The sequence below is a fragment of the Pedococcus sp. P2_D7 genome (assembly GCF_056404295.1).
Genome location: NZ_JBFUEH010000003.1, coordinates 204,432 through 220,951 on the forward strand (window position 1 = coordinate 204,432; position 16,520 = coordinate 220,951).

Sequence of the window (16,520 nt, forward strand, 5' to 3'; positions counted from 1 at the left end):
GGATCGTCCTGCGCAGCGACCACGGTCAATGGGCGCGGGAGGTCCGGGCTTCCTGACCGGCAGACGGGCAGTGCGGGGCTTGGGCTACCCTTCCTGTCGCAGGGCTTCCAGTGCTCTCGGTCGCAGCGACCGTGACAGCGAGGGTTCCAGCCCTGCCCCGCCCTCGTAGCTCAGGGGATAGAGCACCGCTCTCCTAAAGCGGGTGTCGGCAGTTCGAATCTGCCCGAGGGCACCACTAGGAAAATCGCAGGTCAGGGGCTATTTCGTGGCCATCACGGTCGGTGTTCACTGGAAATGTCATCAGAACCATTCGCGGGGGAGCGAATGACATCGTTGAGAGGTCGCGAAATGCAGGTCTACGAAGAGATGGTCCGCGACGCCCTCAACGAGCTCGCCGACGAGGAGCACCAGCGCCGGCTTTGGACCAGCCTGACTCCGTCCGGCCAGTCCTCGCTCGAGGAGTGCTGGGAGCGGCTGTTCGACAACAGCGGCCTGGGTGCCGCACTTGACAGTCGGACCCAGGTGTTCGGCGAACAACCAGACCAGTGCCTGCGGGAGCTGGATGAGGCCTTGCGTCAGGTGCCGGCGACTGCCTCCGCAGATGACGTCATCGCGAGTGACGAGATGGTTCTCGTCCGCAGCCTCGCCAAGTCGACTCTCGGCCTCCTTCCCGACTAGCCCGGCGCGAAGCAGGGCTATCGGGAACGAACGCTGTAGGTGCGACTGCACGGTGAGATCGAGCGGGGCTGGACCGGCAGCCCGAGCGCGGGCCCTTGGTGGGCTGGTGGAAAGCGGCAATGAGCGCGCACACTCGATAGATGGACATCAAGGCCCTGAACTGCTTGGTGAGGGGCCACCGTTGGCAGCGGGAGCGGCGGCCCAACGACACCGAGATACTGACCTGCCGCCGGTGCGGCGCGGTCGAAGTCGAGAAACACGACATCGACCATCCGACCAACCCCTTTAGCAGCGGCAGCCCCGGAGCCGGACCCCTTGGGTAACCGGAACCGCCCGGCATACGCGAGCTCACCACTTCCACAATCGCGGGCCGAGGCCACGGACCTTCCGCCGCGTGCGCTGGACGTGCTCGGATGTCGCCCGGGGCGCATCATGGGTTTCATGCTGACATCGACGGACGTCATACGACAGAACTTCACCCCGACGTCGATGCGTCGGGGTATGACGAACGCGAGGTCGATGACTTTCTCGACCAGGTGAATCGAGACCCTGCGCTACTACGAACAGGGAGGGCAGCCGGCTCCACAAGCAGCCGCCGCATCTGATCGCACCGACTCCGCCGGTCTCGCACAACGGGGGTCCCGATGGCTACGTGGAGACCGAGAGCCGTAGGCAACCGTCAGTCGAGCGCTCGAACGTCATCTGGCTGGAGGCCACGCCCAGGGGCTCCACGCTAGGCGGGATCCTCCAGCGTCGACCGGTGCACCACACGAGCCAGGTAGCCGTCGAAGCTGTCGGCGACCGGTTCCTCTCGCCGCAGCTCGCAGTCGATGACCGTCACCTTCGGCGAAATGCGATACCCACCTTGGTCGCGCGGCGCTCCCCTGTAGTCGAGGCACAGGTCCCAGTGTCCGTCCCCGTCGAAGGGGATGAGACCCGTCGGGTCGGCTGGCACCCAGGTGTTGTCCTCGTCGCGCTGCCACCAGGCCTGCTGCTCCAGCCGCGGGAACCCGGGTCCGATCCCACGGACCATGCGGTGCACCACATCTGGCACCCCATCGGAGGGAAAGGTCCAGTCGGTGTAGCCACCGTTCTGCTCCTCCAGGAGCCGCACCAGTGACGCCGGAAGCCGGACCCGGAACTCGTCCTCGAAGATGCGCAGCACCTCAGGAGTCAACGGCGGCTTGACGTACTTGGCAAAGGCCGGCGAGGTCCAGAAGCTCTCCGGCAGAGACCCTGCGTCTGTCACGACACCAGTATGGAGGGGGTAGCCCAAGCGAGCCGATTCAGCGGGTGAAGGTGGCGCGGTAGTCCGATGGCGTGGCACCGGTCAGCTCACGAAAGGCGGCGTTGAACGCCGACAACGAGCCGTAGCCCACCTCGTGCGCGATCGTCGTGACGGGGGTGTCGTCTGCGGCGAGCCGCTCGACAGCCCGCAGGACCCGCATCCGCCGGAGCGTTGCGCGCCAGGTCATCCCGACCTCAGCCTCGAACCGGCGCGCCAGAGAGCGGGGTGCGAGTCCGACCTCGGCCGCGACGTCCTCGAACCGGATCTCAGTGGCGAGTCCTTCCTCGGTGAGCCGCAACGCAGTCCGCACCTCAGCCGAACGCCCGGCGGGCATGACGACAGGGCTGGGCAGCTCGGCCAGCCGCCACGCCACTGCGGCCAGGGCCGCGAAGATGGCGCGGGCGTAGGGCGGGAGTGGCTCCTCTGCTTCCTGCCATCCGCCGCATTCGGCGACGAGCGCGCGCGCCAGCGGGTCGAGGTCGAATACCGTGAGCCCCTGCCGGGGCGGTGGGACGAAGTCGATGTGGAAGAGCACCGAGGCGGTCGTGGCCGGCTGCGGAATGGTGACCGTTGCCGGCCGCCCCGCGGTCAGCAGGGCGGCCCGGGCCGGCGGCAGCAGCCAACGCTGTCCCTCGGCCTCCAGCCGTAGTGCGCCTCTCGAGGCGCACAGCAAGTAGTGACGGTCGACGAGCAGCTCGGTCGGCTGGGTCGGCGCGAACGACCGGGTGAAGGCGAACGCCTCGCGGGTCACGGGTGAACTCTCACGCACCGATCGTAGGGAGGCCGTTCCCGTCAAGCCACGGACTCGACGAGTTCGGCGCGGAAGCGCCGGCTCACCGGTCCTTTAGTGATCAACGGTCGCAGTATGCCGTTGGACCGGGCGAAGGCGTCGGAAGCCAGGTAGGCGACGAACGACGACTGGTCAGTCCACTCGTGCACCACCGTGACGGTGCGGTCGTCCTCGCCAGACGCGTAGACGCGAAACGCAAGGTTGCCCGGCATCGAGCGGACCATTGGCCGCTCGCCTTCGAGCTGGCTCAAGGCGCGAGAGCGGTCAGCCGGGGCGGTCGAGAAGTCGAGGATGGCGATGAACACGATGTCTCCTGGGTGCGTGGTGTGGATGGTGGATCCAGCCTCACCCGACCGGGTCACTGCGCGCCTCCGCGCAGCGGACCCATCTACGCGTCCACCGGACACACGCGTACGCCGGAGCGCCTGATCGGCAGCCTGTTCACGGCGGCATACCAGACGTGCGAGACGTCAGTCGTTGAACCGCTTGCGGATCGGCGCCAGGAAGGTCTCGCCTGCAGCGGTGGTGCTGCTGGTCGGGAGCGCGATGGTGACGTCCCAGGTGGGTCCATCGGCAGGCAGCGGCAGGGCGACCAGCTTGCCGGCCTTCTTGGCGGCGATGTGGCGAGGGACCACGGCGATGCCCAGGCCGTGCTCGACGAGATCGAGCAAGGTGTGGACGTCATTGACCTCGGAGGCGATGCGCCGGGTCACCCCCGCCGCAGCAAAGGCCCGGTCGGCCACCTGCCGGGAGCCCCAGTCGGTGTTGAAGTCGACGAAGGCCTCATCTCCCAAGGCCTTCCAGGCCACGCGCTTGGCGCGGGTCAGGCCGTGCTCGGGTCGGCAGACCAGCGTCATGGGCTCACTGGTCAGTCGCTCGAACCTCACGTCGTCCGGGGCGCCAGGCGCCCCTGCGACGAAGGCGATGTCGAGCCGCCCGGTGTGGACCTCGTCGATCAGGCGTGCCGACCCGGCCTGCTGGACGACGAGTTCGACTCCGGGGTGCTCCGAATGGAAGGTCGCCAGCTCCTTGGGTACGTCGACCGCACCCAGGCACTGCTCGGTGCCCACACGCAGCCGGCCCCGCCGCAATCCCTGGACCGCGGCGACTGCGTCACGGGCGGCCGTCACGCTCGCCAGGGTGCGTCGGGACTCCTCCAATAAGGCCTGTCCGGCGTCGGTCAGAGCCACCCGTCGGGTGTTGCGGTCGAACAGCTCCGCGTCGAGCTCCTTCTCCAGCGCCCTGATCGAGGCAGACAGCCCGGACTGGGAGATGAACAGCCGCTCAGAAGCACGGGTGAAGTGCCGCTCCTCGGCCACCGTGACGAAATGCTCCAGCTGACGCAGATCCATGACCCAGAAGCATAGGTGGTTACTCCCATCAGTTTCTACTGTTGGACATGTTAATCAGGGTCGGCAATTCTTGACGACATCAGCAATCCGCCCCACCCTGAACGGAACAGTCCCTTGAACGACCTCCAGCCCCTGACCGTCGAGGAGGCCAGCCGCCTCGCCGTCACCGCCACCGTCACCGACCTCGAGTACTGGGCGCACAACGTCGCCGTCGATGGCAGGCTCGACCTCCTCGACCTGCTGCGCGTCCTGGATGCGGTCCGCGCCAGCAGCGTCCCGCAGAGCGCGGGCCAGCCCACCTCCCTGGCCATCCTCGCCAGCTGAACCGGCAACCAGCCCCTGAACCCGCAACCACCGCCTGAACCCCCAGCTCCCAACCATCCCCCGAAACCCCCAGCTCAAGGAGCCACCACCATGAACCCGCGCCAGATCGGCGACACCAAGGTCAGCGCCATCGGACTCGGCGGAATGCCCATGTCCATCGAGGGCCGACCCGAACGGTCTCGTTCCATTGCCACCATCCATGCCGCGCTCGACGCCGGCATCAGTCTCATCGACACCGCCGACGCCTACCACCTCGGCGCGGACGACCTCGGCCACAACGAGACCCTCATCGCTGAGGCCCTGAGCTCGTACGGCGGCGACACCTCCGGCGTGCTCGTGGCCACCAAGGGCGGGCACCTGCGTCCGGGCGGCGGCGCCTGGACCCTGGACGGCTCCCCCGAACACCTCAAGGCAGCGTGCGACGCGTCCTTGCGGCGCCTCGGGGTCGAGGCCATCGGGCTCTACCAGTTCCATCGACCCGACCCCACCGTCCCCTACGAGGACTCGGTCGGCGCCATCGCGGACCTGCTCGACGCCGGCAAGATCCGTATGGCCGGCATCTCCAACGCCAACCCCGACCAGATCCGCACTGCTCAGGCCATCCTCGGCGGGCGGCTCGTCTCTGTGCAGAACCAGTTCTCGCCCGCATTCCGCTCCAGCGAGCCCGAACTCGAGCTGTGCGACGAGCTGGGCATCGCCTTCCTCCCATGGAGCCCACTCGGAGGCATCAAGAACGCCGCTGACCTCGCCACCCGCTACGCGCCCTTCGCCGAGGTCGCGGCCGAGGTCGGGGCTACCGCGCAGCAGGTCACCCTCGCGTGGATGCTCGCCAAGTCGCCGGTGGTCATCCCGATCCCCGGATCCAGTCGCCCCGAGACCATCCGCGCCTCAGCTGCCGCGAGCGACCTCGCGCTCACCCCCGAGCAGTGCAGCCGACTCGACCAGTCCTGACGGGCGAAGGGTCAGAAGTCGACGCCGTGGATCGGGAGCATGAGGGGTGCGAGCTGCGAACTGCGCTCGGCCGACTTCAACAGCGTCGGGATGTCGCCGTTGAACCTGTCGACGCCCAAGGACAGGCAGACCAGCATCATCTCGACTGATCTCAACGGCTGGGTCCATTTCAGCAGGACTTCTGCGGGGAGCGCGTGACGCATGGCCTCGATCTGCGAGAAGCTCGCACGGTCGCCGCTGTACGTTCCGCCCTGGACGAGCGTCGGCCCTCCGGCGCCGACGAGAGCCGTGCAGGCCTTCATCTGGTCCTTGGATGCCAAGGTCGTGTCGAGTAGCACGCGGACCTTGCCGCCCTGGGGCTGCGCGGCCTCGACGACAGCCGTCAGCTGCTCACGGACCAAGTGCAGACAGCCCGCACCGTCGAGCCCGGGTGCCACGATCAACGCCACCTCGGCGGCGCCGGCCCACACCAGCTCCTGAGCTTCCGCCGCCAGGTCGGCAGGATCGTGCTGCCGCGACCTGTCGTTGAACGCCAGTGCCGTGACGGTCGCCGTCGGGGTCCCCGCGAGCTGCCCGGCAACGATGGCCAACTGGTCCGGCCGGCACACGACCGCGGCGACGCCGACTTCGAGGGCGTACTCGCAGCCTTGCCTGACTTGGTCCTGGTCAACGTCGGGCCCGTAGACACGGTGCTCCAGCGCGGCCGCGATGGCCTCGGTCGTCACGACCTCACGGTCCAGCTTCACCTTGGCCCGAACCTGCGGTGTCAGTCCAAGCACGGGCGACCCCTCTTTCCGGTACGGCCCTCTGGATGACCCAGCCTTCCATCAATTCGCTGGGTTTGCTACCAAGTATGGCGCTTTGTGACGCTTCCGATCTACACGGACCCTGCGAGCGTGGCCCAGGCGAACCTGGCCCGGCGAACCTGGCCCGGCGAACCTGGTCCAGACGGCGCCAACGCGTCGTCGGCTACTCGCCCGAGCTGCCCTTGGTTCGCGAGGCCACGGCGGCGCGCTCCTGCTCGACGCGTTGGAGGAGCTTGGTGCCCCGTCGCTTGAGGGACGGACCGGGGTCGGTGATGTGCTTGGGCGGTGGATACCTGACCCACCACCGGTAGGACCGGTCGCGGCGAAGGAGGTCCACGGCATACGACCTCGCGCCACTGATGGTGGCCTCGCTGCTCCCCTCGACGCCGAAGTCGGCCGCGACTGCGACGAACGCCGCAGTCGTCCTGGCTCGCTCGTACTCGAGCCGAGCCGCCGCGCGAATCGCCCACAACGGCAACACGATCGGGACGACGACGGTGAGCAGGATCCCCGCCACGATCGCGAAGGCGCACAGGGCCTGCGCCCACGTCCGTGACTGCCAGCCCCAGGAGTCGCGGATCAGGGCGAGCGCGAGAGCCGTGTAACCGATCCCGTAGAGGGCCGACCAGCCCACCTGGACGCCGACCGGGTGCGCCACCCGCCCGAATGCCCAGCTCACCCGGTCGCTGCTGCGGTCCTCGGCCAGCTGCTGCAAGGCGAACGCAGTCACCCCCGCGATGACCATGCCGCTGACGGACAGCACGATGCCCACGACCAGGCAGGGCGTCCAGTGGGCATGGAGGGTTCGGAAGACGCGGTCCCAGCCGGACGAAGTGACCCACACGGCGAGCCCGAAGGGCGCCACCGCCAGCGCCAGTCGGATGAGGGCAAGGTCCAGGTATCGCGAGACGCCTCGGAGCCGCCACCAGATGCCTTCGCCAAGGTGCCCCCACGTGTTCGAGCTCGGCTGCTCGGGGGGCAGCACGCCGGCCCGGATCGCCAGGCCACCCAGCGCGGCATACGGGCTGCCCATCACCGCCGGGATCGACCCGAGCAGCATGAGCCCCAGCGAGAGCACCACCGTTGCGATGACGACGGTGGCGCCCTGGATCGCGCCGCCGGCCGCAGTGGCGTCCTCCCGCGCCTGGGTGACCGCCTCCGCGACCAGTGGCACGAGCGGGGTCAGCAGCACGAGTCCGTGCAGCACCGTGCCCGAGCGCATGGCGCCGTAGCTGAAACCGAGGATCAGCACTCCGAACCCGATCGCCGTGGCCGGCCCCGACACCGCCGCCGGCAGCGCGCCGAAGAGGGACAGCACCACGAGGACGCCGCCCAACGCCAGCGCGAGCGTCGCCAGCGCGCGCGCGACGCCGCGGCTCGTGAGCCCGACGACGCCCCAATAGATCACGAGCATGAGCCCGCGCAGGGTGCGGGTGATCAGACGGAGCGCACCCAGCCCGGAACGCGGGGAATCGAGGGTCGTGGCGGCGACGGCGGCAGCCGTCGTCACGGAGCGGATCAGCAGGTCGCTGCTCACTTCCGACGCCAACGTCTCCCGCCCGACGCCCGCTCGGTCGAACGCTGCGAGGGTCTCGACCTTCTCCGCCTGCGTGAGCGGGCTCCCGTCGCGGACCTTGGTGGACACCCCGTCCAGGAAGGCCGCGTCAGCCTTGACGAGGAGCTGGCCCCGGGAGCGGGCGCTGGCACCGTCCACCTCGTCGCCACGGATCGCTCCGAGCAGGGCGGGCAGGTCCTCCGGCACCACGTCGAGGTGGATGGCCCAGGCGAAAAGTGCTGCGAGTGCGGGCATCGACGGAGGCAGGTCACCGGGCGGGGTGTCGGGATTGAACGTGACGGTCAGCTCGGCGACGGCCTCCTCCCGGAGCTTGCTGAGTCTCGGATCGTCCGCCACGAGAGCGGAGCCCGCGCCGAAGAGCGACGCCACCAGGCCGTCGACCGTCTGCTGCGCGAGGGTCGCCGGCGGCCCGGTCACGAGGTACCCGGAGAGCTCGGCCGCGCGACGGACCCGCGAGGGGTCCAGCACGGTGAGGCTCAACACCGACGCAGCGTCGAGCCGGCCCCAGATCCAGTCGTTGAGGCGCCACGACCGCTTCAGGAAGCCACCGAACCTCAGGACCGACATCCCTCCGAGCTTGTCGTCGGCGGTGATCGAGTGTCGGGCAAAGGCATTCGCGGTCTGCGCCGACAGCTGCACGAGGTCGACCGCGACGGTCGAGCCGTCCGTGGTCTCGTCGCCGAGGGCGGTGCTGGCGACCTCCAGCTGCAGCAGCCGGGTGAGCAGCTGTTCCGCGTCGAGCGCCTGGCCGCCCCTCTCGGCCTCCGGCACCAGGAAGTCGTGCCAGGCGAGCAGCCCGTCGCCCGGGGTCATGCATCCGTCGGCGTCCTGCGACGCCGGGAGGTAGGGCACGATCCCCACGAGGCAGTCGACCACGGTCTGCACGTGGCTGCGGACCGTCCGCCCGACGTGGCCCGGGTCCTCACGGACCGAGGCCAGCCGCTTCTCCACTGCGCGGAGCACCTCTGCCGCCCGCGCGTCCGCCGGGGCCTGCGCGCCGGTCTGTGTCCGCACGAGGGCGCCCTCACGCGCGGCCAGGTCCTTGGCTTGCTGGTCGAGACCGGCCGGCTCGACCCCGAGCATGAGCTCGGCATAGCAGCCGAGCCGGAACTCCCAGTACGACTGGTTCGGCTCCAGCGTCACGAGCACCTCGTGGGTCTCCCAGTCGTCGTCGATCAGGGCGCGGCAGTCGGTGAGGCGGACCGACTCCTCCGAGATGATCTGGAACGCGTTGGCCACCTTCTCGTACGCCGGGCCGGGCTCCAGCACCCAGATGAGGCGGCGGATCAGGTCGATGGCTGCTTCGGCGATCCGCTCGGCGCCGCTGTTGCCCCAGGCCCAACCCGGCCCGCGATCCGGGTGCGCCGCGTCGGGGATGCGTTCCGGCACATAGGGCATGCCGATGTTGCCGGGATCGTCGAGCGCTCGCTGTGCGTTCTGGGCCGCCTGTCGCACGCGTTCGTAGCTCCACGCCGAGACCTCGGCACTGGCCAGGTCGATGTTGGCGGCCCGCGCATCGAGCAGCCGACGGGCCAGGTCGCGAGCGGCCCGCCACTTGCGCAGCCGCCGATAGTGCGGGAACAGCGAGCGCGCGAGCGACTCCACGGTCTGCCGGTCTTCGCGGCGCGGGACCGCATCGGCTGAACTCGTCTGCGCTGCAGGGTCTTTCGTCGCCGCTTTCGTGCCCTGGTATGCCGCGTGCGCGCCGTGGTAGGCCTCCTCCTCGCCGCGTCCGGTCCCGGTCTGCGCCTCGGCGATGGTCAGCAGGATGTCGGTGCGGGTCCCCCGTCGCCCGGCAGCGGCGCGGTTGTGTTGCTCGATCTCCTCGACGAACGTCCGGCCCCCCTGCGCGGACAGCGACGACAGCACCCCGGTCAAGGTCTCGCGCAGCGTTGGCGGCGCATCGAGGGCGTCGGCCGGGTCCTCACCCGGCATCGGCGCATGCGGGTAGACCAGCAGCATCACCCGTCGGACCGGACGATCGGCCGGCATCGCCTGGATCGCCCGCAGCGCGTAGTGCGTCGGGGTGTTCGCCAACAGGCCGCCGTCGACGGTGAAGCGCGACCGGTCGCGGCTGCGTCGGACCTCCCCCCACGACGCCACGACCGACTCCAGGTCGGGACGCACTCGCCTGTCGTCCGCCGATCGCGCCGAGACCTGCGAGGCCGGCTGCCCGGGCTGAGCCGGTCGTCGGCCCTCGCCCACCGGCACGAAGGTCGGCTCGAAGGCCACCGGGAAGCTGGCGGAGGCGCGGGCTGCCAGCGCCAGCTCCGAAGCCGTTGCACGGATCCGGTCCGGCGAGAACGGGTCGGGCAAGGGCTTGTCGGTGCCCGGATCGCGCTCCGGCGTGGGCCATCGGCTCCAGCGCAGCCGGCCCGCATGCAGCGCCTGCGGCAACGGCTGGCCGAGGGCGTCGGTCGTGACCAGCTGGTTGCCCTGCAGCACGGTCGTGGCCATCGTCAGGTCGATCGGCGCCTGCGCCGCTGTCGTCGTCTTCAGCGGCCAGGCAAGCGCCCCCAGGGCCTTGCTCAGCTCGGGCAGGAAGTACTCGTCACCTCGCATCAGCGAGGAGGGAGAGCCCACGAACGGCGTGCGGAGCAACGTCTCAAGCTGGCCCTGCTCGATCCACAGGTCACGCAGGGTGGCGATCCGGGCGGCTTGGTTCACCTGGGCCAAGGCGAGCGCGGCGCCGTTGATCCCACCGGCCGAGGTGCCCGCGATGACGTCGACCCGCGCGACGCACCCAGCCAGTCGCAGCATCAATGCGTAGGGACTGTCCGGCCGGTCGGGGTCGGCCTTGGCGAGCCGGTCCAGCTCGGTGACCGTGCCACCCATCCACACCGCGAGGCTGACCCCACCGTTCAGCACCACGCCGAACCGGACCTCCTCGCGCGGGACGTCCTTCAAGTCGACATGGCCCGCCAGCCCGGGAACGTCGTTCGTCATGGTGACCCCTTAGAGCCGTACTCCCGAACTTCGATGGTCCCGCGAACTGCCCCATCTGTCAGGCCCAAACGATCGGACGTCCGAGCCGTTCCCCTGGACGCACGACCGTCCGGGGTGTTCCCGGGGCCACTCGCCCGCGGTCCGGGCCACGCCGGCATACCTCCAAGGCATGTCGTCAGGCGTAGGGGTCGGTGACCTTCCGTAGCTCGGTGAGGGCGTCGCGCAGTTGCTGCATGCGCTTGGAGCCGAGGTGGGCCCGCCACTCCTCTTCGATGCGCTCCTCCTCGGCCCGGGCGTACGGGATCGCCTTCTTGGCTCGAGAAGTCATGCGCACCAAGCGGGCCCGGCCGTCGGTGGGATCGGCAACCCGCTCGACGTAACCAGCGTGCTCGAGCTTGTCGACCAGGGCGGTGGCGGTCTGCTTGGCGATCTGGGCGCGTTCGGCGAGCACGCTCAGGCGGGTGCCTTCGAGGTCGATGCCCATCATGAGCCGGCTCTGCGCGATGGTGACGTCATCGAAGCCGCGCTCCTGCAGCGCCTCGAAGATGCGGTTGGCAGCCGACCGCGAGGCGATGAACATCAACAGGCTGGCCGGTAGTTCGCGTTCCATGGCATCCCTTCACAAAGTCCCATCATCGAACTATAGTAGTTCGTCGATAGGACTAGTTTAGTCACGGAGGCATCATGGACACGACCCGCGACACGGTGGTCGACTTCTGGTTCGACCCGGTCTGCCCCTACTCATGGACGGCCTCCCGCTGGCTGCTCGAGGTGGGCCGACTCAGGCAGGTGACGGTGCGTCACCATGTCTTGAGCCTCTACCTGCTCAACCAGGACCGCACGGACATCGAGCCGGAGTACCGAAGCAACATCGAGGCTAGCCGCGGGCCGGCCAAGGTGGCCACCGCGGTGGTGGCGCGGCGCGGGATCGAGGCGCTCGCCGACTTCTACACCGCCTTCGGCAAGCGCGTCTTCGACGTATGGCGCCGACCCACCTCGGCGGAGTATCACGAGGTGATCAGGGCTGCCCTCGCGGAGGTGGGGCTGCCGGCCGAGCTGGAGGACGCCATGGAGTCCGAGGCGCACGACGACGCCATGCAGGCCAGCCACGACGAGGGAGTGGCGCTCGTGGGACGAGGCGACGTCGGGACGCCGATCACCTCCTTCGACGGGGTTGCGTTCTTCGGTCCGGTCCTCAACGCGATCCCGCGTGGCGAGCACGCGCTCCAGGTGTTCGAGGGTGCACGCTCGCTCGCGGCATACCCGCAGTTCTTCGAGCTCAAGCGCACCCGCCTGCAGCCCCCGGTCTTCACCTGAGGGCGCCGGGGTTCACTGGAAGGAGACGTGATGGCAACCCTGACGGCCACCGAAGCGGACGCCCTGTGGGCTGGGATCGACGACCAGCGGGGCAGGACCGCCGCACTGCTCGAAGGTCTCACGCCCGAGCAGTGGGAGCACTCGTCGCTCTGCGACGGCTGGACCGTGCGACACGTCGCTGCCCACCTCACCATGCAGCAGCAGCGCGTGCGGGATGCCCTGGGCTTCCTCGTCCGCCATCCCCGGCTCGTGCGGAGCATGCCGTTGAACACCTTCATCCACGATGCCGGAGTCGTGCAGGCGCAGGCCCTGTCCACGGAGCAGATCATCGCGGGGATCAGGGCCGACATCGGGTCACGTCGCCACAATGCCGGGCTCACGCCCCTGGAGACGCTGACCGACATCCTCGTCCACGGCCAGGACATCGCCATCCCCCTCGGAGTGGACCTCCCCATGCGGCCGTGGCTCAGCGCCCTGGCCGCGACCCGTCGGTGGGACACCCGAAACACGTGGCTCGCCAACGTCAACCGCCGACTGCCGTGGGCCACCTGCCGGCTCAGCGCCACCGACACTGAGTGGAGCCGCGGCGATGGACCTGAGGTGTCCGGGCCGATGGGCGCGATCCTGCTCCTGCTCACCGGAAGACCCGCGGCCCTCGATCAGCTCACCGGCGAGGGTGCGGCCGCCCTTCGCCTGAGCGTGGGGAGGTCCACCTAGGCTGGGAGAGTGAGCCACGCAGGCATCGAGCCGGTCTCATCGGAGGCACCGATGCTGTCGGGGCCAACGTTGATGACCCAGAGCTGGCGGGATCTCACCTTCCTGCACTGGGCGGTGAGACCGGAAGCGGTCGCAGACCTCATGCCGCCCGGCGTCCACCCGGACACCCTCGACGGGTTCACCTACGTCGGCCTCATTCCGTTCCGGATGGTCGGCGCCGGTGTTGGCAGGGGTCCCCGGGTGCCTTACCTGGGTTCGTTCCTGGAGACCAACGTGCGGCTCTACTCGGTCGACGACACCGGCCGCCGCGGGATCGTGTTCCTGAGCCTCGACGCCGACCGGGCGGCCGTGGTGGTCGGCGCCAGGCTGACGTTCGGGTTGCCGTACCGCTGGGCCCGGATGAGCTACCGGGCGAGCAGTGACGTGCACACGTATGCCGCGCGCATCCGTCGCGCTGGCACGCCAACTGCCAGCCACGTGGCGGTTCGTGCAGGCGCACGTCGTCAGAGCACCGAGCTCGACGACTTCCTCAGCGCGCGCTGGGGACTGCACGTGCACTGGTGGGGCCGCACCCTCTACGTCCCCAACCACCACGAGCCCTGGCCAGTGCACGACGTGGAGGTCCTGGCGTTGGACGACGATCTGGTCGCTTCGGCAGGCCTGCCCGGCCTCACCGCTCGGCCGCCCGACCACGTGGCATTCAGTCCCGGGGTGCGCACGGTCTTCGGGCTCCCCGGGGACGCTGCTCGTCCCCGACGTCCCTAGGGCGCGGACGCCATCGAAGTGACCATGGCGTAGGAGACCGTGGGTGCTCATACTGAGTCCGCCTGCCGCTCGACCAGCACCTTCAAGTTCGTCAGCTCCTTGCGCGCTTCACGTGGGCTGAGGATCGCCATCTCCACGATCCTGGAAACAGGACCCAGCCGGCGGCGCCACTGCGTTGTGGCGTGGAGTCGCAGGTCGGTGCCGCCCGAATGCCCGATGAGTCGGGAGCTCACCTCGACGCTCAAGCCGAGGTATGCGTCCGTCCGCGTCACCAGCTCGTGTGGCGGGTTGGCGCTCAGGACCGTCGTGCGCGCTGCGAGCGGCCCTCGCCTCGAGACGTACGTGGAGCCGGGCACGCCCGGAGGACCCTGGACCATCGCCACCACCGGCTTCCCGGTCTGCCAGTCGGGGATCCTGACCGGATCGGCATACACGAGCCACACCTGCTCAGGCGTTGCCTCGATCCAGATCGTGTACTCGAGCGCACTCATTCGATTGCCTCCAAGACCATGAGACGCCAACCCCTCACCAGCGTAGCCATCCGGAGTGGGCACACCTCTTGCGGCTGGGGACCGCGTCGATAGCGTTGGAGCCGCATGCATCCCACACCCTCGATGGCGAAGGACGGCTCCCGTGGCCTCTCGACTCACGGTCCCAGGCAACCCGGTCGCTGACCCCGACTCCATCGTCGAGGGCGAGCACTGGCGGATCACCGTCCTCACTCCAGGGCTCCTGCGCCTCGAGTGGGCTGACGACGGCGCCTTCGAGGACCGGGCCAGCACCTTCGCGGTCAACCGAGCGCTTCCCAAGCCCGACGTCGAAGTCCACCGCGACGGCGAACGCGTCGAGCTCACCACCGGCTGCCTCCACCTCTCCTACGACGGTATGCCGTTCAGTCCCAGTGGTCTCGTGGTGCAGGCGACCTCGCCGATGCCCGGCTCGCACACCGTCGAGTGGCGGTTCGGCGAAGCGGCCGACGGGCTCGGCGGTACGGCCCGCACCCTCGATGAGGTCGACGGCGCGATCGAGCTCGGCCCGGGAGTGGTGTCGCGCAACGGCATCGCGGTGATCGACGACTCCGAGTCGTTCCTCATCCAGGACGGTGCGCCGGCCCCTCGCACGAAGGGAACCACCGACCTCTACATCTTCGCGCGCGGACACGACTACCGCGCCGCCGTCGCCGACCTCTATGCGGTGTCGGGCGACGTGCCGATGCTCCCCCGGTGGGCGCTGGGCAACTGGTGGAGCCGCTACCACCCCTACTCCGCCGCCGAGTACCTCGAGCTGCTCGACACCTTCGAGGCCGAGGAGGTGCCGCTGTCGGTCGCCGTGATCGACATGGACTGGCACTGGGTCGACATCGACCCGCGGTTCGGCGTCGGCTGGACCGGCTACTCCTGGAACCGCGACCTCTTCCCCGACCCGCCGGCCTTCCTCGCCGAGCTGCACCGCCGGGGACTCGCCGTGACGCTCAACGTCCACCCCGCCGACGGCGTCCGAGCCTTCGAGGACGCCTACCAGCAGGTGGCGGAGGACATGGGCGTCGACCCGGCCACTGAGCGGCCGATCCCCTTCGACCCCACCGACGCCCGCTTCATGGAGTCTTACTTCACCCGGCTCCACCACCCGCTCGAGGACGAGGGCGTTGACTTCTGGTGGCTGGACTGGCAGCAGGGGTCCTTCAGCCGCACACCCGGGGTGGATCCGTTGTGGTTGTTGAACATCGAGCACTTCAACGACTCGGCCCGCCGAGGCCAGCTGCCGCTGACCTTCTCCCGGTATGCCGGTCCGGGGAGCCATCGCTACCCCGTCGGCTTCTCCGGCGACACCCACATCACCTGGGCTTCTCTCGACTTCCAGCCGTACCTCACGGCGAGCGCCTCCAACATCGGCTACGGCTGGTGGAGCCACGACATCGGCGGCCACTGGTACGGCAGCCGCGACGACGACCTCACCGTGCGCTGGGTGCAGCTCGGCGTCTTCTCGCCGATCATGCGACTGCACTCGTCGCTGCACCCCTTCATCCGCAAGGAGCCGTGGAACTTCCCCGCCGAGCCGCGTGCCACCATCGACGCGTTCCTCCGCCTGCGCCACCGGCTCATCCCTTACCTGCACACCATGAACGCCCGCGCCGCGCGCGACGGGGCACCGCTCGTCGAGCCGATGTACTGGGAGGACCCCAGCGCCGTCGAGTCGTATGACGTGCCGACCCAGTTCCGCTTCGGGACCGAGCTCGTCGTGGCCCCGATCACCAGCCCGCAGCAGCAGACCCTCGGGCTCGGGAGCGTGCAGGCCTGGCTGCCCGAGGGCGACTGGACCGACCTGTTCACCGGGACGCGCTACCGCGGCGGACGACAGGTGCGGCTGCACCGGCCGATGGAGACGTTGCCCGTCCTGCTGCGGGCGGGAGGTCTGCTGCCCCTGTCCGGCGCCGAGGACGCGAGCGTCGGCACCGAGCTCCCCCAGCACATCGAGCTGGTGCTCGCCCCTGGGGTGGACGGCCGGTTCGACCTGGTCGAGGACGACGGCAACACCGACCCCCAGACCGCTGTCACGACCATCACCTGGGACGACGCTGCGGGCAAGCTCACCGTCGCTCCGGCGACCGGTGCCACTGACATCCTTCCGAGCTCACGCACCTGGTCCTTGATGATCCTCGGCGCCGAAACCGTTGGCGCACAGGGCTCCTCGCATTCTGAATCCACCCCTACTGAGACGGGCATCCGCCTCGACCTGGGCGACGTCGCCACCTCTACAGGCACCACGGCCACGGTCGGCGAGCTCCGACCGTTCGGCTGGGACCGGACCGTCGAGCAGCTGCGCCGAGTGCTCGACAGAGCGCGCATCGACCACAACCTCAAGCGCACGGCATACGACCTCGTCAATGCAGCTGACGGGCCGACGGACGCGGCCGCACGCCTGCGCGGGCTCGAGCTCGACCGCGAGGTCGAGGCGGCGCTGCTGGAGCTGGCGCTGGCCCACTACTGACGTCGGGGCCACTGCCTATCCT

The 16,520-nt window shown here is 69.3% G+C and carries 16 protein-coding genes and 1 tRNA gene; 9 read left to right on the top strand and 8 right to left on the bottom strand.

Annotated features, from left to right (window positions below):
• Positions 1–159: 159 nt before the first annotated feature.
• From AC1DWJ_RS08040 to AC1DWJ_RS08050, 3 genes are all read left to right on the top strand, one after another.
• Positions 160–235: transfer RNA gene (locus AC1DWJ_RS08040), tRNA-Arg, on the top strand.
• Between the two features lie 113 nt (positions 236–348).
• Positions 349–678 (top strand): hypothetical protein, encoded by a 330-nt coding sequence (locus tag AC1DWJ_RS08045; protein WP_477620481.1) that lies wholly within the window; start codon positions 349–351, stop codon positions 676–678.
• A 413-nt stretch (positions 679–1,091) separates the two neighbouring features.
• Entirely contained in the window at positions 1,092–1,283 is a 192-nt protein-coding gene (locus tag AC1DWJ_RS08050) for a DivIVA domain-containing protein (protein WP_477620482.1), read from the top strand.
• Between the two features lie 128 nt (positions 1,284–1,411).
• Here AC1DWJ_RS08050 and AC1DWJ_RS08055 read toward each other — a convergent pair whose 3' ends face one another.
• The 4 genes from AC1DWJ_RS08055 to AC1DWJ_RS08070 form a co-directional block, all read right to left on the bottom strand.
• Positions 1,412–1,927 (bottom strand): SMI1/KNR4 family protein, encoded by a 516-nt coding sequence (locus AC1DWJ_RS08055; protein WP_477620483.1) that lies wholly within the window; start codon positions 1,925–1,927, stop codon positions 1,412–1,414.
• A 37-nt stretch (positions 1,928–1,964) separates the two neighbouring features.
• Complete coding sequence (locus AC1DWJ_RS08060) at positions 1,965–2,717, bottom strand: AraC family transcriptional regulator (protein WP_477620484.1); 753 nt, start codon at positions 2,715–2,717, stop codon at positions 1,965–1,967.
• A 41-nt stretch (positions 2,718–2,758) separates the two neighbouring features.
• Positions 2,759–3,061: a putative quinol monooxygenase gene (locus tag AC1DWJ_RS08065; RefSeq protein ID WP_477620485.1), complete on the bottom strand. Its 303-nt coding sequence runs from the start codon at positions 3,059–3,061 to the stop codon at positions 2,759–2,761.
• A 165-nt stretch (positions 3,062–3,226) separates the two neighbouring features.
• Positions 3,227–4,108, bottom strand: coding sequence for a LysR family transcriptional regulator (locus AC1DWJ_RS08070; RefSeq protein ID WP_477620486.1), 882 nt, complete (start codon positions 4,106–4,108; stop codon positions 3,227–3,229).
• Between the two features lie 114 nt (positions 4,109–4,222).
• Here AC1DWJ_RS08070 and AC1DWJ_RS08075 point away from each other — a divergent pair, with 114 nt between their 5' ends.
• The gene (locus AC1DWJ_RS08075) at positions 4,223–4,432 is read left to right on the top strand and encodes a hypothetical protein (protein WP_477620487.1); all 210 of its coding nucleotides are present in this window, start codon (positions 4,223–4,225) and stop codon (positions 4,430–4,432) included.
• 90 nt (positions 4,433–4,522) lie between these two features.
• Positions 4,523–5,383, top strand: a complete 861-nt coding sequence (locus AC1DWJ_RS08080; protein WP_477620488.1) for an aldo/keto reductase — start codon at positions 4,523–4,525, stop codon at positions 5,381–5,383.
• 11 nt (positions 5,384–5,394) lie between these two features.
• Here AC1DWJ_RS08080 and AC1DWJ_RS08085 read toward each other — a convergent pair whose 3' ends face one another.
• The 3 genes from AC1DWJ_RS08085 to AC1DWJ_RS08095 all read right to left on the bottom strand — a co-directional run bounded on the left by AC1DWJ_RS08085 (position 5,395) and on the right by AC1DWJ_RS08095 (position 11,321).
• Positions 5,395–6,108 (bottom strand): hypothetical protein, encoded by a 714-nt coding sequence (locus AC1DWJ_RS08085; protein WP_477620489.1) that lies wholly within the window; start codon positions 6,106–6,108, stop codon positions 5,395–5,397.
• A 244-nt stretch (positions 6,109–6,352) separates the two neighbouring features.
• On the bottom strand, positions 6,353–10,711 hold the full coding sequence (locus AC1DWJ_RS08090; protein ID WP_477620490.1) for a patatin-like protein: 4,359 nt from the start codon (positions 10,709–10,711) through the stop codon (positions 6,353–6,355).
• A 175-nt stretch (positions 10,712–10,886) separates the two neighbouring features.
• Entirely contained in the window at positions 10,887–11,321 is a 435-nt protein-coding gene (locus AC1DWJ_RS08095; protein WP_477620491.1) for a MarR family winged helix-turn-helix transcriptional regulator, read from the bottom strand.
• A 74-nt stretch (positions 11,322–11,395) separates the two neighbouring features.
• Here AC1DWJ_RS08095 and AC1DWJ_RS08100 point away from each other — a divergent pair, with 74 nt between their 5' ends.
• The 3 genes from AC1DWJ_RS08100 to AC1DWJ_RS08110 are packed head-to-tail and all read left to right on the top strand — an operon-like array spanning position 11,396 to position 13,510.
• A complete protein-coding gene (locus AC1DWJ_RS08100) occupies positions 11,396–12,028 on the top strand; it encodes a mycothiol-dependent nitroreductase Rv2466c family protein (RefSeq protein ID WP_477620492.1) in 633 nt (210 codons plus the stop codon).
• Between the two features lie 30 nt (positions 12,029–12,058).
• Complete coding sequence (locus tag AC1DWJ_RS08105) at positions 12,059–12,745, top strand: maleylpyruvate isomerase family mycothiol-dependent enzyme (protein ID WP_477620493.1); 687 nt, start codon at positions 12,059–12,061, stop codon at positions 12,743–12,745.
• 9 nt (positions 12,746–12,754) lie between these two features.
• Positions 12,755–13,510: a YqjF family protein gene (locus AC1DWJ_RS08110; RefSeq protein ID WP_477620494.1), complete on the top strand. Its 756-nt coding sequence runs from the start codon at positions 12,755–12,757 to the stop codon at positions 13,508–13,510.
• Positions 13,511–13,557: 47 nt separating this feature from the next.
• On the opposite strand, the gene AC1DWJ_RS08115 is transcribed toward AC1DWJ_RS08110, so the two are convergent.
• A complete protein-coding gene (locus AC1DWJ_RS08115) occupies positions 13,558–14,001 on the bottom strand; it encodes an SRPBCC family protein (protein ID WP_457254651.1) in 444 nt (147 codons plus the stop codon).
• A gap of 142 nt (positions 14,002–14,143) precedes the next feature.
• Here AC1DWJ_RS08115 and AC1DWJ_RS08120 point away from each other — a divergent pair, with 142 nt between their 5' ends.
• Positions 14,144–16,498, top strand: a complete 2,355-nt coding sequence (locus tag AC1DWJ_RS08120; RefSeq protein ID WP_477620495.1) for a glycoside hydrolase family 31 protein — start codon at positions 14,144–14,146, stop codon at positions 16,496–16,498.
• The last annotated feature ends 22 nt before the right edge of the window (positions 16,499–16,520 follow it).

What these genes read in the sequence shown, in the direction of transcription:
- AC1DWJ_RS08115 (WP_457254651.1), bottom strand. Translation starts at nt 14,001, where the DNA reads ATGAGTGCGCTCGAGTACACGATCTGGATCGAGGCAACGCCTGAGCAG.
- AC1DWJ_RS08050 (WP_477620482.1), top strand. Translation starts at nt 1,092, where the DNA reads ATGTCGCCCGGGGCGCATCATGGGTTTCATGCTGACATCGACGGACGT.
- AC1DWJ_RS08090 (WP_477620490.1), bottom strand. Translation starts at nt 10,711, where the DNA reads ATGACGAACGACGTTCCCGGGCTGGCGGGCCATGTCGACTTGAAGGAC.
- AC1DWJ_RS08070 (WP_477620486.1), bottom strand. Translation starts at nt 4,108, where the DNA reads ATGGATCTGCGTCAGCTGGAGCATTTCGTCACGGTGGCCGAGGAGCGG.
- AC1DWJ_RS08045 (WP_477620481.1), top strand. Translation starts at nt 349, where the DNA reads ATGCAGGTCTACGAAGAGATGGTCCGCGACGCCCTCAACGAGCTCGCC.
- AC1DWJ_RS08100 (WP_477620492.1), top strand. Translation starts at nt 11,396, where the DNA reads ATGGACACGACCCGCGACACGGTGGTCGACTTCTGGTTCGACCCGGTC.
- AC1DWJ_RS08105 (WP_477620493.1), top strand. Translation starts at nt 12,059, where the DNA reads ATGGCAACCCTGACGGCCACCGAAGCGGACGCCCTGTGGGCTGGGATC.
- AC1DWJ_RS08095 (WP_477620491.1), bottom strand. Translation starts at nt 11,321, where the DNA reads ATGGAACGCGAACTACCGGCCAGCCTGTTGATGTTCATCGCCTCGCGG.
- AC1DWJ_RS08080 (WP_477620488.1), top strand. Translation starts at nt 4,523, where the DNA reads ATGAACCCGCGCCAGATCGGCGACACCAAGGTCAGCGCCATCGGACTC.